The sequence below is a fragment of the Paraburkholderia oxyphila NBRC 105797 genome (assembly GCF_000685075.1).
Taxonomy (GTDB): Bacteria; Pseudomonadota; Gammaproteobacteria; order Burkholderiales; family Burkholderiaceae; genus Paraburkholderia; species Paraburkholderia oxyphila.
Genome location: NZ_BAYD01000009.1, coordinates 142,507 through 158,442, shown reverse-complemented (window position 1 = coordinate 158,442; position 15,936 = coordinate 142,507). Strand labels below are relative to the sequence as shown.

Genomic DNA, 15,936 nt, shown 5'->3' with positions numbered 1-15,936 from the left:
TTCGCCGAGTTAATAGACAACTTGCGGGGCGAAGCCGGCAGGCAGCCGATCGTGACCATCCGTCAACGAATCAGGCGCCAACCGGGCAGGTAATCCGCTAAAGCGTCGCCGCTTCAAAGCTCCCGAAGCTGGCTACGTGAATACAACCGTCACCAGCTAAAAGGAGCCCTACACGTGGCAAACGATTATTTCTTCACCTCTGAATCCGTCTCCGAGGGCCATCCGGACAAGGTTGCCGACCAGATCTCGGACGCGATTCTCGACGCCATCCTCACGCAGGACAAATACTCGCGCGTTGCGGCTGAAACGCTGTGCAACACGGGTCTCGTCGTGCTCGCTGGCGAAATCACCACCACGGCCAACGTCGACTACATCCAGGTCGCGCGCGACACCATCAAGCGCATCGGCTACGACAACACCGATTACGGCATCGACTACCGCGGCTGCGCGGTGCTCGTCGCTTACGACAAGCAGTCGCCCGACATCGCTCAGGGCGTGGACCGCGCGCACGACAACAACCTTGACCAGGGCGCCGGCGACCAGGGCCTGATGTTCGGCTATGCGTGCGACGAAACGCCCGAGCTGATGCCGCTGCCGATCCACCTTTCGCACCGCCTGGTCGAGCGCCAGTCGAACCTGCGCCGCGACGGCCGTCTGCCTTGGCTGCGCCCGGATGCGAAGTCGCAGGTCACCGTGCGCTACGTCGACGGCAAGCCGCATGCGATCGACACGGTCGTGCTCTCGACGCAGCACTCGCCGGACATCGACCTCGGCACGCTGCGCGAAGCCGTGATCGAAGAGATCATCAAGCCCGTGCTCCCGTCGGAGCTCATCAAGGGCGACATCAAGTTCCTCGTGAACCCGACCGGTCGCTTCGTGATCGGCGGCCCGCAGGGCGATTGCGGTCTCACGGGCCGCAAGATCATCGTCGACACGTACGGCGGCGCAGCCCCGCACGGCGGCGGTGCGTTCTCGGGCAAGGACCCGTCGAAGGTCGACCGCTCGGCCGCCTACGCGGGCCGTTACGTGGCGAAGAACATCGTGGCCGCCGGCCTCGCCTCGCGCTGCCTGATCCAGGTCTCGTACGCGATCGGCGTGGCGCAGCCCACCTCGGTCATGGTCAACACGTTCGGCACGGGCAAGGTCTCGGACGCCACCATCACGAAGCTCGTGCGCGAGCACTTCGACCTGCGTCCGAAGGGCATCATCCAGATGCTCGACCTGCTGCGTCCGGTCTACGAGAAGACCGCTGCCTACGGCCACTTCGGCCGCGAAGAGCCGGAATTCTCGTGGGAATCCACCGACCGCGCGCTCGTGCTGGCCGAAGCGGCCGGCACGGAACCGGTGGGCGCGCTCGCGTAAGCCACGCGCTCGAAGGCCGGCGCCCGCGCCGGCCTTGTCTGCACGTATGAACAAAAACCCCGCCAGGGCAGGCGCCCCGGCGGGGTTTTTCGTATCTGGCGCGGGGGTTTGATCAGCGCATGGCGAAGCCGAACCAGCCCGTGCTGCTGGCGCCCATGCGGCGCGGACGGCGGGGGTTGCGCGCCGTGTGCACGGTGGCCGGCGCCGCGAGCGCGCGCAGCGTCGCATTGGGACGGTACAGCAGCGTGCGCAGCGAGAAGTGGCGGGCGCCCGCGCGCAGGCGCAGCACCGAGAAGAACGAATGGAACCAGCTGCGCATGCTGTCCACGGCGCGGGTGTCGCGCACGTGTTGCCCGAGCGCGCGCGTGCGAGCGGCGTGGTGGCGCAGCGCGCGCACGACGTGACGGCGGGCGGGACGCGCCGCTTTCAGGGCGGCATGGGTCATGCGGCGGGTACTGAAAAGGGTATGCATGGCGTGTGCGGTGTCAGGTTCGGAGTGCGCCTTGCGCGAGGCTTCGCGCGGCACATCGATTCGAGCAGCAAACGTGCCCGTCTTCAGGACGGTCACGATAGCGGATATCACGGGATGGATCGCGCGGCGTGCGCGAGGCAAGTGACCGCGCGCAGGTGCGGACTGCGTGATCACTGCGGATAGCGGAGGCCTTGCTGGACAAGGCTTCGACGGCGCCCCGTGCGCTCGATGGATGTTCTGGGTGAAGAAACTGCATGCGCGCAGACTACACGCGAATCATGACGCCCGAAAGTCGGTTAATACCCGCGCCTGCTCAAATTTGAGGCAGATGTCGTGGCTCGATCGCGCCCCTGGGCGCCATCGCGGTGCGTTTGCATCACGGTTGTGCGCGGTCCCCCCTTCCACGCGTGCGCGCACGTCTTACAATCGAGCGACTGGCGCGCGCGAGAAGCGGCGCCGTTGCTGCAGCCGTTCGCGGCTGCGGACCTCGCAGGCCTCGAACAACGGAAGTCTCATGTCGATCCAATCAAAAAAGGAACAGGTGCAGGTGCTGCGCGAGCGCGGTTTCGTGGTCGTGCCGGGGCTCGTCTCACCCGAGCGGTGTGACGAGCTCAAGCGCGTGGCGCAGGAGCAGTTGCACGCGGCCGCCGCGCCGCTCGAATTCGAAGCCGATCTGCGCTACCCCGGCGCGCCCGAGTCGAAAGCGGCGCCTGGCGGCCATACGGTGCGCCGCCTGCTCGACGCGCACTCGCGCCATGAGCGTTTTCGCGAGTGGGCAACCTCGCCCGAAATCGCAGGCTGGATGGAGCTGTATTTCGGCGAAGAGCCGGTGCTCTCGCGCGCCCATCACAACTGCATGATGACGAAGCACCCGATGTACGGCAGCCTCACGGGCTGGCATCGCGACTCGCGCTACTGGTCGTTCGAGCGCGACGACCTGGTGTCGGTGTGGCTCGCGCTCGGGCCCGAGACGGTCGAGAACGGCGGCCTGTGGCTCGTGCCGGGCTCGCATACCGAGCCGTTCACCTCGGAGCGCTTCGACGCCGCGAAATTCTTCCGCGCCGATCTGCCCGAGAACCAGGCGTGGATCGATCGTGCGACGTCGCCCACGCTCAACGCGGGCGACGTCGTATTCTTCCACTGCAATACGCTGCATTCGGCGGGTCAGAACCGCAGCGGCGACGTGAAGTTCTCGCTCGTGTTCACCTACCACGGCGCGAGCAACGTGCCGTTGCCGGGCACGCGCTCGGCCTCGCTGCCCGAAGTGAAGCTGGTGTGAGTGCGCGGCGGGGCCGTATGCCCGCACGCACCGGGGTGCCGCGCGTCTAGCGCCGGCGCCCCGAAAACGCGAGGCCGGAGATGCCGGCGATGGTCGCGGCCACGCCGGCCGCGATCAGCGTCATCGTGCGGTCGGTGGGCGCGCCGGTGACGAGACGCGAGACGTCATTCGAGAACGAGTGAAACGACTGGCCGCCGAAGTAGAGCAGCACGACGCCGCAGGCGATCAGCGCGAACGAAATCACTTTGACCATGAAGACCTCCCGGGGTATGACGAACGCCGCAGTGTAGGCGAGCGTCGCCGCGGCGTCCATCCGCGCATCCCACATGGTGGGCATCTGCAGGCGTCGCGCGGATTGGCTACCATGACAGCCCGCGCCGCATGTGCATGTCGCCGGGCCCTGTTATTCCGTCATTTCGTCGAGGATTCAAAGATGGCCTACGAAGCAGCTGCTGAACGCTATTCGGAGATGCAATACCGCTTTTGCGGCAAGTCGGGACTCAAGCTGCCGGCGCTGTCGCTCGGGCTCTGGCACAACTTTGGCGATACCACGCCGATTTCGACGCAGCGCGAAATCCTGCGCACGGCCTTCGATCTCGGCATCACGCACTTCGATCTCGCGAACAATTACGGCCCGCCCTACGGCAGCGCCGAAACCAATTTCGGCCGCATTTTCAGGGACGATTTCCGTCCTTACCGCGACGAGCTGCTGATCTCGTCGAAAGCCGGCTGGGACATGTGGCCGGGCCCCTATGGCCAGGGCGGCGGCTCGCGCAAGTACGTGCTCGCGAGCCTCGACCAGAGCCTGAAGCGCCTGGGCCTCGATTACGTCGATATCTTCTACTCGCACCGCTTCGACGTGGAGACGCCGCTGGAAGAGACCGCGGGCGCGCTCGCCACCGCCGTGCAGCAAGGCAAGGCGCTCTATGTGGGCATCTCGTCGTATTCGGCCGCGAAGACGCGCGAGATGGCGAAGCTGCTCGCCGGGTACAAGGTGCCGCTGCTGATCCATCAGCCCTCTTACAACATGCTCAACCGCTGGATCGAGCACGAGCTGCTCGACACGCTCGAGGATCTCGGCACGGGCAGTATCGCGTTCACGCCGCTCGCGCAGGGGCTGCTCACGAACAAGTACCTGAACGGCGTGCCGGAAGACGCGCGCGTGAACCGTCCTGGCGGCGGCTCGCTCAAGAACGAGCACCTGAGCGCGCAGAACATCGAGCACGTGCGCAAGCTCAACGAGCTCGCCCAGCGCCGCGGCCAGAGCCTTGCGCAGATGGCGATCGCGTGGACGCTGCGCGGCGGCCGCGTGACCTCGGCGCTGATTGGCGCGAGCCGGGCGGAGCAGGTGCGCGAGAACGTCGCCGCGCTGAAGAACCTCGAATTTTCGACGGAAGAGCTTGCGGAGATCGACCGCTACGCGACCGAGGGCAATTTGAACCTGTGGGAAAAGCCGTCGACGGATCAGCATATCTGACCTGACGACGGACGGCCGCCTGCCTCGCTCAGCCGGCAGTCGCTTCAGGAACCGCCTCGCCTTATGCGAGGCGGTTCCGTTTTCGGCGATGCGTTTTGCGTTTGCGTAGTGGTGTACGCCTGCCGCCCGCGGGCCTGGCTTGCACGCGGCGGCGCCGCTTCACGTCGCGTCACGTCTTGTGGCGGCCATTCGGCGCGGCATTGGCACGGCTATCGCGCGTCTTCGGCCTGTCACGCGGCGCTGCTAACGTCGCGGCAGTCTTTGCCGCGAGGAATGTCGATGGAGTCCACGAGCGCCGTTCGTCCCGTTGCTGCCGGGCCTGCTGAAACCGTACCGCAGTCCGTTGCGCAGGCATTGCAGCGCGCGCCCCACGTGGGCGCGAACGTTGCGCTCATCGCTGTTGCCGGTTTGGCGCTCTTGTATCAACTGTTCGGCTTGCCGTTGCTCCTGCGTGCGGCGGGTGGGCCGTCGTTTGCGTTGCTCGCGTCGCTCGTGCCGGTCGTGCTGGCCACGCCGATCCATTGGGGCTTGATCCACGAGGGCATACATGGGCAGTTGCTCCCTTCGCGGCGCGCCAACGAAGCTGTTGCGCGCATGCTGGCGATCGGCCTGGCGATACCGTTCGACGCCGTGCGTTTTGGACACCTGATGCATCACCGCTTCACGCGCGAGGCGTTCGATCGCCCCGATGTCGACGATGCGCGTGGCCCGCGCTGGCAGCGCCGGATCGCCTGGTACGTGCGGCTGATGGGCGGGCTTTACGTGGCCGAGTTGCTGGTGCCGCTGCTGGCGTTTCTGCCGGCGCGCATGGCACGGGTGCTGGTCGAGCGCGGCGTGGGTGCGCATGGCGGCGAGGGGGAGCATGTGCAGCGGCTATTCGCGAACCACGCCGCCGATCCCGTGAGACGCAGTCGCGCTCGGCGCGACGGGCTCTGTACGCTCGCGATTTATGGGCTCGCTTTTGTGCTCTATGGGAAGGCCTGGCCGGTGCTGGTTGCCGCGATGTATCTGCGCGGGCTGTGGCTTTCGCTCGCCGATAACCTGCCGCACTACGGCGTGGCCCTCGACGAACCGGGCCGCGCGCGCGACTTTCGCGTGCCGCGCGGGATGGGCGTGATGCTCATGAACCATCATCTGCATCGGCAGCATCATCTGCATCCCACGCTGCCGTGGGTGGCGCTGCCCGCGCTCGCGCGCGCCGACGAGGCCTCGTCCGGGCACGCGCGCACGCCCTACTGGCATGCGGCGCTGCGGCAGTTCAAGGGATTGCAGCCGGGTGTCGGGGTGCGTTCAAGCGTGCACTGAGATGCGCGCGAACGGCACCGATGCGCGGGAGCGCCGCCCGGTGCATAACGCACGAGCGGCTACGAACAGGGACGAATGGCGGATAGAGGCGTATGTCGCTACATCAGCGCGGGCAGCGTTTCCACTAGCGCAACCGCGCACATCGCACCGATCAGCGCGCCGATCACCCGCAGCGTGTTGTGCTTGAATTCGGTCGCGCACGGCACCGCGCCGAGGAAGAGCGCGCCGGCGAGGGCCATCGGGATGATCATCACGAAATCGCCGATCGTGAAATAACCTTCCATGCTCGTCTCCTTTGTCGACCGGGGTAAGGGCATCAGCACTTACTCAGGTCCATTCGAGGCTGTCATTTCGGCCTCCGAAGACACGGCGCGTGGAGCATGTCGTTATTGCGTGCTGCGCGCCGCTGCGACTTCGGGCCTCAATCGAGTATAGGAGAGGCTCACGAATAAGGCGGGCCGCCGCGCCGCCGTGACGCGTGTGCTGCGGCGCGCAGCGCCCCGTCTGGCGGGGCTTTGCGGAGCTGCGGCTGATGCGCCACGCAACATATTCGTTTTCCGGAAAGGTTACGAACACCTTTCTCCTGGTGGCGCACGGGCCATGACCCCAGGCGCGCCCGAATCAGATCACCGCGCAAATCCCCGGCGCAGATCACCGGACAGATGCCGGCGCGGATGGCGGCCCGGATCACAGCGCCCGGCAACGCAACACAGCGAGCTTCAGGCCGCCCCGGCCTGCTCCCGCGCGCGCAGCATCCACGCCCCGGCCAGCCCTGCCACGAGCAGCGCCGCCACGAGCCCGGCCACGCCGCCCCAGCCCCAGCTGGCCCAGAAGTGTCCGCCGATCGACCCCATGATGCTCGAGCCCAGGTAGTACGCGAGCAGATAGAGCGCCGCGGCCTGACCCTTCGCTTCACGCGCGAGGCGGCCGACCCAGCCGCTCGCCACCGCGTGCCCCGCGAAGAAGCCGATGGTGAGGCAGCCGATACCGGCCGCGATCATGCCGAGCGAAGCGAACATCGTGAGCACGACGCCCGCGAGCATCAGCACGATCGCCGCGATCAGCACGGGGGAGCGGCCGAACTTGTCGGCCATGCGGCCCGACCACGGCGAGGCGACCACGCCGGTCAGATAGACGAGAAAGATCGCGCCGATGGCGGCCTGGCTCAGGTTGTAGGGCGGCGCGATCAGCCGGTAGCCGATGTAGTTGTAGAGCGTGACGAAGCTGCCCATCAGCACGAAGCCGAGCGCGAACAGCACGGGCAGGCCCGGCCGCGCGAAATGGCGCATGAGCGCCGCGCGGTGATGCGCGAAGCCAAGTCCGCTCTTGGGCGAGAAATGGCGCGAGGTCGGCAGGAGCGCACGGAACGCGAACATCGCGGCGAGCCCGAGCACGCCGATCACGGCCACGGCCACGCGCCAGCCGAGCAGATCGGTGCAGATGCCGGTGATCACGCGCCCGGCCATGCCGCCGATGGCCGTGCCGCCGACGTAGAGGCCCATCGAGAGGCCGAGGCCCTCGGGGTGCATCTCTTCGGCGAGCCAGGCCATGGCGACCGCGGGCACGCCGCCGAGCGCGATGCCTTCAAGCGTGCGCAGCACGAGCAGCGTGTGCCAGTGGGGCACGAACGCCACCGCGAGCGTGAGCAGCGACGAGACAGTGAGCGAGGCGGTCATCATGGCGCGCCGGCTCCAGCCTTCGGAGACGAAGCCCGCCACGAAGATGGCGCAGGCGAGCGCCGCCGTGGTGAACGAGAGCGAGAGGCTGCTCTGTGCGGGGCTCACGCCGAAGGTTTGCGAAAACGCGGGCAAGAGCGGCTGCACGCAATAGAGCAGCGAGAACGTGGCGTAGCCCGCGAACAGCAGCGCGAGGCTGGCGTGCCAGAAGGCGGGCGTGCCGCGCTCGATATAGGAAACGGCCGATGAGGCGGCGGAGGATGAGGCGCTGGGCGCCGCGGTGTTGCGCCCGGCGCCCGGTGATGCAGTCACGACTAAAACTCCTCGCGGAAAAAAATCAAAGGCGCAACGATACGCCTTTCGGACGATCCGTGCGGTTCTGGTTTGCAGGCGCAAGGCTTCAGCTGTGCGAAGCCATCGGCGCCTCCCTCTGCTCAGGGCGTTGCGCGGCCGCTCGCGGAGGGGGGCGGATGGACGAGCGCGTCGTCGGTGGGCAGCGCGGCCGTGCTCCAGCCGCCGCCCAGCGCCTTCACGAGCGCGACGCTCGCCGCAAGGCGCCGGCGCGCGATGCTCACGGCCTGGCGCTCGTTGGTGAGCGCCGTGGTTTGCGCGACCACCACATCGAGGTACGTGATCGCGCCGCTCTTGTAGCGATTCTCGATAATCGCGAGCGTGCGCTTCGCGGCGTCCACCGCGCGGTCCTGCGCGACGGCTTCCTGTTCGAGCACGCGCAGGGCCGCGAGGTTGTCCTCGACCTGGCCGAACGCGTCGAGCACGGTCTCGCGATAGTCGGCCACGCTCTCGTCGTATTGCGCGCGCGCCTCGTCGCGCACGGCGGCGCGGCCGCCGAAGTCGAGCAGCGTGCCGGCAAGCGCGGGGCCGAGCGACCAGAAGCGCGCGGGCGCGACGAGCCATTGGCTGTAGTTGGTCGCCTCCAGCCCGCCCGTGACCGCGAGCATCAGGCTCGGGAAGAACGCCGCCTGCGCCACGCCCACTTGCGCATTCGCGGCGGCCACGCGGCGCTCGGCGGCGGCAATGTCCGGGCGGCGCTCCAGCAGCGTCGAGGGCACGCCGGGCGGCGCGACGAGCGCCTCTGCGACAAGCGGCGCGCCGGGCAGCACGGGCAGCGCGAAGGTGGACGGCGATTGCCCCGTGAGAATCGCGATCGCATGTTCGAGCTGCGCGCGCTGCACGCCTAGATCGATCGCCTGCGCTTCGGTGGTCTGCAATTGCGTCTGCGCCTGGCCGACGTCGGCGTCAGTGGCGATGCCGCCGTCGTAGCGGTGCTGCGTGAGCGCGAGCGATTCGCGGTAGGCGGCGAGCGTGTCGTCGAGGAGCTGGCGCTCGCGGTCGATGCCGCGCAGCTCGAAGTAGTCGGTCGCGAGCTCGGCCTGCATCGAGAGCAGCACGGCCTGCATGTCGGCGGCGCTCGCCTGGGCGCTGGCCTTCGCGCTTTCGACGCTGCGTGACACGCGCCCCCAGACGTCGGGTTCCCAACTGGCGTCGATGCCCACGAGGTAGTCGTTGAGCGTGACGCCCGCGGTCGACTTGAACTCGATGTTCTGCGAGGTGCGCGCGCGCGAATAGTCCCCGCCCGCCGTCACGGTCGGGAAGAAGCTCGAGCGCTGCTGCGCGACGTTCGCGCGCGCGGCGCGAAAGTGCGCCTGCGCGGCCTGCACGTTCTGGTTCGCGCGCTCGACCTGCGCTTCGAGCGCGTCCAGTTGCGCGTCGCCATAGATCGACCACCAGGCGCCGCGCGGTGCGCTGTCGGCGGGTTGCGCGGGCGTCCAGCCGGTGCCTTCGAACTCCTTGTACGTGGCGGCGATGCCGATCGGCGGGCGCACGTAGTCGGGGCCGACCTTGCAGCCCGCGAGCGCGGCGCTCAGGGCGACGCAGAGCGCCACGCGGCGCAGCATGCTGTGCCGCGCAAAACCGTTCGAGCCGATGGCGCGCTTCATGGCGATGTGCCTCACGACGCCGTAGCGGCAGACGACGCGGCCCGCGCCGCCGCGCCCGAGGCCGCAACCGCCGGGCCTGGCGCGACAGCGGAGCCCGCCGCATCGTGCGAGGCCGCCGAGGCAGGCGCGGCCGCATTTGCCGCGGACCCCGCCGCATCGTGCGCGCCCGCCGGCTTTCCGACGATACGCACCGGCGTCCCATCGACGATCGAATCCTGCGGGTTCACGATCACGCGTTCGTTGCCATTGAGACCCGCGGCCACCGCCACGCGCGTGCCGAAGTCGGTGCCGAGCGTGACCTCGACGAGCCTCACGCGCTCATCCGCGCCGACGGTCGCGACCTTCACGCCATCGGGACGGAACAGGAACGCGTTGCCCGGCAGCGTGAGCGGCGTGGCGTTGCCATCCAGCGCGAAATGCACCTGCGCATAGGCGCCGGGCAGCAGATCGCCGTTGGGGTTATCGACGTCCACTTCCACGAGCATCGTGCGCTGCTGCGGATCGACCGCACCCGCGGTGCGCGCGACCACGCCCGGGTAGCGCTTGCCTTGCGTCTCGTTCAACGTGAGATACGCGTGCTGGTTGGGACGGATCTGCTGCGCGTACGCCTGCGGCACGTTCGCGTAGACGCGCAGGCGGTCGGCCTGCGCGACATGGAACAGCTCCTTTTGCTGCCCGCCCGAGCTGCCCGCGTCGATCAACGCGCCCACGTCGACGTTGCGCGCCGTGACGATGCCATCGAACGGCGCCATCACCTTCTCGTACGACTGCAACTGCGAGAGCCGCGAGACGTTGAAGCGCGCCGCGTCGAGCGTCGCCTTCTTCGCGAGCATGTCGCCCACTTTCTCGTCGGCGTCCTGTTTCGCGACGGAGCGGGTCTGGAGCATCTGCGTCCAGCGGTCGGCGGTCGTTTTCGCGAGCGCGTAGTTCGCTTCGGCGTTCGCGAGATCGGCGCGCGCGGCGCGCAGCTGGTCGTCGACTTCGGGCGCGTCGATTTCGGCGAGCAGCTGGCCCGCCTTCACATGCGCGCCGATATCGGCGTACCACTTGCGCAGATAGCCGTTGGTGCGCGCGTAGATGGGCGTGTCGAGAAACGCCTGCACGTTGCCGGGCAGCACGAGGTCGAGCGCGCGCGTGGAGCGTTGCGGCGTGACGACCTGCACGCTCAGCGCGCTGGCGCGCACAGCTTCCCGCTCGAGCGCGGCGTGCGCGTTGTGACGCGACCAGATGCCCTGCGCGGCGAGCGCGATCACCACGAGCGCCGCGAGCACGAGCGGCCAGCGGCGCTTCTTGCGCCCATCGTGGCGATCGTGGCCGTCGTGCGGATCCCCCGGCGGGTGCGGTTGTGGCGAAGGCGGCGGCGCGTCAGCGTGGCCAGGCTGCATGGCGGCTCCGCATCGAAGGAGAAAGGAGAATCGTCGTCATGATTTGGGCACTACGTTTTCGATGGCGCGCTGGCGGTGCTCGCCGAGCTTGCGATAGACGAGCGAGAACACCACGGGCACGAAGATCAGCGTCGCGAGCGTGCCCACCGCGAGCCCGCCGATCACGGCACGCCCGAGCGGCGCGTTCTGCTCGCCGCCTTCGCCAAGGCCGATGGCCATCGGCACCATGCCGATCACCATCGCGAGCGCCGTCATCAGCACCGGGCGAAAGCGCGTGAAGCCCGCCTCGATGGCGGCGCGCGCCGCGTCGCCATGCTCGCGCAACTGCTCGCGCGCGAAGCTGATCACGAGAATCGAGTTCGCCGTGGCAATGCCGATGCACATGATGGCGCCCGTGAGCGCGGGAATCGAGAGTGTGGTGTGCGTGAGGAACAGCATCCAGACGATGCCCGCGAGGGCGCCGGGCAGCGCCGTGATGATGATGAACGGGTCGAGCCACGACTGGAAGTTCACGACGATCAGGAGGTACACGAGCACGATCGCGAATACGAGGCCGCCAAACAATCCGGAGAACGAATTGTTCATCGTCTCGACTTGCCCACGCAGGAGGATCGTCGAGCTCCTGGGCAAATCGGGCGTCGTGTCGCGAATGATCTTCTCGACGTCGTCGGAGACCGCGCCGAGATCGCGGCCGTCCGCACTGGCGTAGATGTCGATGGTGGTTTGCGCGTTGTAGTGCGTGACGACCGCGTCGCCGGCCACGCGCCGCATGCTCGCGAGCGAGCCGAGGATATTGCTGCGCCCGTTCGCGGTGAGCGGAATGTTGGCGAGCGACTGCAGCGAATCGATCGTGTATTGCGGCGCTTCGGTGATGACGTTGTAGCTCACGCCGTTCATCGGATTGAGCCAGAACGCGGGCGTGGTCTGCTGGCTGCCCGAGAGCGTGATGAGCAGATCGCTCGCCACGTCCCTCTGCGTGAAGCCCGCCTGCTGCGCGCGCGTGCGGTCCACGTCGATGAAGATGCGCGGCAGGTCGGCGGGCTGCTGGATGCGCGCATCGGCCAAGCCCGGCACGCCGCGCAGCTTCATGAGCAGGCGCGCCGCAAAGGCGCGGTTGGCGTCCACCTCGCGGCCCACGATCTGCACGTCGATGGGCGCGGGCATGCCGAAGTTCAGCGTCTGGCTCACGATGTCGGCGGGCAGGAAGGCGAACTGCACGCCCGGGAATTCGTCGTTGAGCGTGCGGCGCAACAGGCGCACGTAGTCGGCCGTGGGATGGTGGTCCTCGTTCAGCGAGATCAGCACGTCGGAGTCCGAGGTGCCGATCGTGCCGGTGTTGCTGTACGAGAGGTTGATGCCCGACACCGGCAGGCCGATGTTGTCGATGATCGAATGCAGCTCGTGCGCGGGAATCAGCTGGCGGATGCGCTTGTCGATGCGGTCCGTGATGACGGCGGTCTCCTCCACGCGCGTGCCGGTTTTCGCGCGCAGGTGCAGCGCGATCGTGCCAGCATCCACTTGCGGAAAGAAGTCGCGGCCGAGAAACGGCAGCAATAGCAGCGAGGCGACGCAGCAGGCGAGAAACGCCGTCACGAACCACACCGGATGCGCCACGCGCGCCGCGAGAAACGCGCGATAGCGCACGCGCGTGCGCTCGAAGCCGCGCTCGAACGCGAGGTGAATGCGCATGAACGGATTGCGCGTGCCCGCGTGCATGTGATGGAGGTCGGCGGGCTTGTGGTGATGGCGCAGCAGATACTTCGCGAGCGTGGGCACGAGCGTGCGCGAGAAGAAGTAAGACGCGAGCATCGCGAACACCACGGCTTCGGCGAGCGGAATGAAGAGGTAGTGCGCCACGCCCGTGAGCAGGAACATCGGCACGAACACGATGCAGATGGAGAGCGTGGAGACGAGCGTGGGAATGGCGATCTGATGCGCGCCATCGAGAATCGCCTGCTCGAGCGTCTTGCCCTGCTCGAGCTGCTGGCTGATGTTCTCGATGGCGACCGTTGCGTCATCAACGAGTATGCCGACGGCGAGCGCGAGGCCGCCGAGCGTCATGATGTTGATGGTCTCGCCCAGCGCCGCGAGCGCGATGATCGAGGTGATCATCGAGAGCGGAATGGAGACGGCGATGATGAGCGTCGCGCGCCAGTTGCCGAGAAAGAGCAGGATCATGAGGGCCGTGAGCGCGGCGGCGATCAGCGCCTCGCGCAGCACGCCCTGCACCGCGGCGCGCACGAACAATGACTGGTCCGCGACCGGGTCGATGTTCATCGACGAAGGCACGAGATTGCGCAGCGTCGGCATCATCTCCTTGATGCGGTCGACGATCTCGAGCGTGGAGGTATTGCCGCTCTTGTTGATCGTGAGGAGCGAGGCGCGCTGACCGTTCACACGCACGATATTCGTCTGCGGAATGAAGCCGTCGCGCACGTGCGCCACATCGCGGATATAGATCGTGCCCGCCGCCGTGGTTTTCACGGGAATGTCGTTCAAGCCGGCTATGGTGTCGGGACTTGCATTCATCAGCACCGAATACTCGGCCGCGCCGATCTTCGCCGTGCCCGAGGGCAGGATGAGGTTCTGCGCGCCGATGGCGTCCACCACGTCCATCGGCGAGAGGTTGTGCTGCTGCAGCGCGCGCTGGTCGATGTCGACCATGATCTGCCGTTGCTTGCCCCCATAGGGCAGCGGCGCGGAGGCGCCCGGCACCGTGGCGAGCTGCGTCTTGAGGAAGTTGTTGCCGTAGTCGAACAGCTCCTGCTCGGTGAGCTGCGGCGAGGAGAGCGACAGGCGCAGGATCGGCACCGTCGAGGCGTTGTAGCGCAGGATGAACGGCGGATTGATGGCGGGCGGCAGCGAGCGCAGTTGCGCCTGCGAGAGCGCCGTGACTTCGGCGAGCGCCTCCTGCACGTTGGCATGCGGCTGGAAGAAGATCTTCACGACCGTCACGCCGTTCAGCGAGGTGGACTCGGTGTGCTCGATGTCGTTGACGGCCACCGAAAGCCCGCGCTCGTAGTTGATGGCGATGCGTTGCGACATCTCGTCGGCAGGCAGGCCCGTGTAGGTCCAGATGACCGAGAGCACGGGAATGTCGATGTTCGGGAAGATGTCCGTGGGCGTGCGCTGAATCGTCAGCGGGCCGACGATCAGGAGCAGGAGCGCCAGCACGACAAAGGTGTAGGGGCGCTTGAGTGCGAGCCGGACGATCCACATGAACGGGAAGATTCCTTCGCTTGTGCTGCCTGGGTTTCGGGCTTCTGCCGCTTGCCTTGCTCCGCTGGGACTATAGCGCCTGCACGCAATAGTCAGGGTACTTTTGCCGATGGCGCTCCACAAGCGTGCGGCAGGGGGGGTGTTGACCATCTGCTACAGTCAGGATTTCGCTGGTTGACGGGGGCATGAGAGATGCCCCCCTATTTTTTGCTTTGCGCAAGCTGCCGAAATGTGGCAAGAATGCGTAAACCGGTTGGGTCCGAAGCGCGCCAGCGGGCATCGGAGAAGAGGCTGTGAAGCGAGGCAGCGACTCGCCGGAGCAGGTTGGATGTGTGCGCAACATCGCATGCGCACCGGTTTTTTGTCAGCACATTGACTGGTTTTTTCCTGCGGGGAAGCCGGCACTGGAATGGGAACGGGGAAACATCATGCAAGTCGGTTCTATCGTCCGCACCGTACATATCGCCGTGCCTCATGGCGCGCGCGGCATCGTGATGCGCATTCTCGGCGACATGGCCATGGTCACCTGGTACGTCGGCGAGCCTGGCGCGTCCAGGCAACTCAATACCGAACCCTTTTTTCTGGTCGACCTGATAGACACGGGCGAGCACGTCCTGCCCGCCGGCGCGAACCTGCATTGAACGCGCCCTGAATCTGGCCTGAACAGGTGGCGAGTTCGCCCTGAACTCGCCGCCGCGGCCCGCACGATGCACAATGCGGGGATGAACGATCCAACCACACTTGCATCGGGCGAGCCGTCCGCGCCCACGCCTGGCAGCGGCGATCCGCCGGACACCAGCCCGAGCGCACCTTACGCACGCCTCACACCCGAATGCGTGCTCGACGCCGTCGACGGCGTTCTGATGCCCACCGGCCGCCGCACCGACGGCCGCATGCTCGCGCTCAACAGTTACGAAAACCGCGTCTACCAGATCGGCGTAGAGGACGAGGCGCCTCTCGTCGCGAAGTTCTATCGTCCCGAGCGCTGGAGCAACGAGGCCATACTCGAGGAGCACGCGTTCGTGACCGAGCTCGCCGCGCGCGAGATTCCCGCCGTGCCCGCGCTCGTCCTGGAAGGCCGCACGCTGCACGAGCACGAAGGCTATCGCTTCGCGCTCTTCGAGCGGCGCGGCGGCCGGGCGCCCGAGCTCGACCGTAGCGACACGCTCGAATGGATCGGGCGCTTCATCGGCCGCATCCATGCGGTGGGCGCAACCGCGCCGTACCAGGCCCGCCCGTCGATCGACATCGAGAGCTATGGCTACGAGCCGCGCGCCTACCTGCTCGAACACGGCTTCGTGCCCGCCGACGTGCGCGAGGCCTGGCAGGCCGCCGTCTCGCTCGCGCTGCAAGGCGTGGAAGCGGCGTTCGAGCGTGCCGGCGACGTGCGCAAGCTGCGCCTGCACGGCGACTGCCACCCGAGCAACGTGCTCTGGACCGATGCGGGCCCGCACTTCGTCGACTTCGACGATAGCCGCATGGGTCCCGCTATCCAGGATTTGTGGCTGCTGCTGCCGGGCGACCGCGCGGACGCCTCGCGTGCGCTCGCCGATCTGCTCGCGGGCTATGAGGACTTCTGCGAATTCGATCCGCGCGAGCTGCATTTGATTGAAGCGCTGCGCACGCTGCGGCTCATTCACTACTCGGCGTGGCTCGCGCGGCGCTGGAACGATCCTGCGTTCCCGGCGGCGTTCCCGTGGTTCAACACGCAGCGCTATTGGGAAGAGCGCATTCTCGAATTGCGCGAGCAGATTGGCGCGATGCAGGAAGGGCCGCTCTGGCCCGTTTGATCGGCGCGCTATT

The 15,936-nt window shown here is 67.2% G+C and carries 13 protein-coding genes; 6 read left to right on the top strand and 7 right to left on the bottom strand.

Annotated elements, in window-relative coordinates; genetic code table 11:
- Nucleotides 1–174: 174 nt before the first annotated feature.
- Nucleotides 175–1,362, top strand: a complete 1,188-nt coding sequence (metK, locus tag BO1_RS08720; RefSeq protein ID WP_028217237.1) for a methionine adenosyltransferase — start codon at nt 175–177, stop codon at nt 1,360–1,362.
- A gap of 112 nt (nt 1,363–1,474) precedes the next feature.
- Here metK and BO1_RS08715 read toward each other — a convergent pair whose 3' ends face one another.
- The gene (locus tag BO1_RS08715; protein WP_028217236.1) at nt 1,475–1,834 is read right to left on the bottom strand and encodes a hypothetical protein; all 360 of its coding nucleotides are present in this window, start codon (nt 1,832–1,834) and stop codon (nt 1,475–1,477) included.
- Nucleotides 1,835–2,348: 514 nt separating this feature from the next.
- Between BO1_RS08715 and BO1_RS08710 the strand changes: the two genes are divergently transcribed.
- A complete protein-coding gene (locus BO1_RS08710) occupies nt 2,349–3,113 on the top strand; it encodes a phytanoyl-CoA dioxygenase family protein (RefSeq protein ID WP_028217235.1) in 765 nt (254 codons plus the stop codon).
- A 46-nt stretch (nt 3,114–3,159) separates the two neighbouring features.
- Here the strand turns inward: BO1_RS08710 and BO1_RS08705 are convergent, their stop codons facing one another.
- Entirely contained in the window at nt 3,160–3,366 is a 207-nt protein-coding gene (locus tag BO1_RS08705) for a DUF3185 family protein (RefSeq protein ID WP_028217234.1), read from the bottom strand.
- A gap of 180 nt (nt 3,367–3,546) precedes the next feature.
- Here BO1_RS08705 and mgrA point away from each other — a divergent pair, with 180 nt between their 5' ends.
- Both mgrA and BO1_RS50200 read left to right on the top strand, forming a co-directional pair.
- Nucleotides 3,547–4,590 carry an L-glyceraldehyde 3-phosphate reductase gene (mgrA, locus tag BO1_RS08700; protein ID WP_028217233.1) on the top strand — a complete coding sequence of 348 codons (1,044 nt, stop codon included), beginning with the start codon at nt 3,547–3,549 and terminating at the stop codon, nt 4,588–4,590.
- Between the two features lie 279 nt (nt 4,591–4,869).
- On the top strand, nt 4,870–5,895 hold the full coding sequence (locus tag BO1_RS50200; RefSeq protein ID WP_052409399.1) for a fatty acid desaturase family protein: 1,026 nt from the start codon (nt 4,870–4,872) through the stop codon (nt 5,893–5,895).
- A 98-nt stretch (nt 5,896–5,993) separates the two neighbouring features.
- Here BO1_RS50200 and BO1_RS08690 read toward each other — a convergent pair whose 3' ends face one another.
- The 5 genes from BO1_RS08690 to BO1_RS08670 form a co-directional block, all read right to left on the bottom strand.
- Entirely contained in the window at nt 5,994–6,179 is a 186-nt protein-coding gene (locus tag BO1_RS08690; RefSeq protein ID WP_028217232.1) for a hypothetical protein, read from the bottom strand.
- 435 nt (nt 6,180–6,614) lie between these two features.
- Nucleotides 6,615–7,883: an MFS transporter gene (locus tag BO1_RS08685; protein WP_028217231.1), complete on the bottom strand. Its 1,269-nt coding sequence runs from the start codon at nt 7,881–7,883 to the stop codon at nt 6,615–6,617.
- A gap of 122 nt (nt 7,884–8,005) precedes the next feature.
- Nucleotides 8,006–9,529 carry an efflux transporter outer membrane subunit gene (locus BO1_RS08680; protein WP_043284174.1) on the bottom strand — a complete coding sequence of 508 codons (1,524 nt, stop codon included), beginning with the start codon at nt 9,527–9,529 and terminating at the stop codon, nt 8,006–8,008.
- 11 nt (nt 9,530–9,540) lie between these two features.
- A complete protein-coding gene (locus BO1_RS50195) occupies nt 9,541–10,914 on the bottom strand; it encodes an efflux RND transporter periplasmic adaptor subunit (RefSeq protein WP_043284173.1) in 1,374 nt (457 codons plus the stop codon).
- A gap of 36 nt (nt 10,915–10,950) precedes the next feature.
- Nucleotides 10,951–14,133, bottom strand: coding sequence for an efflux RND transporter permease subunit (locus BO1_RS08670; protein ID WP_028217229.1), 3,183 nt, complete (start codon nt 14,131–14,133; stop codon nt 10,951–10,953).
- Between the two features lie 428 nt (nt 14,134–14,561).
- Here BO1_RS08670 and BO1_RS08665 point away from each other — a divergent pair, with 428 nt between their 5' ends.
- Nucleotides 14,562–14,774: a hypothetical protein gene (locus BO1_RS08665; RefSeq protein WP_028217228.1), complete on the top strand. Its 213-nt coding sequence runs from the start codon at nt 14,562–14,564 to the stop codon at nt 14,772–14,774.
- Between the two features lie 81 nt (nt 14,775–14,855).
- The gene (locus BO1_RS08660; RefSeq protein ID WP_028217227.1) at nt 14,856–15,923 is read left to right on the top strand and encodes a serine/threonine protein kinase; all 1,068 of its coding nucleotides are present in this window, start codon (nt 14,856–14,858) and stop codon (nt 15,921–15,923) included.
- The last annotated feature ends 13 nt before the right edge of the window (nt 15,924–15,936 follow it).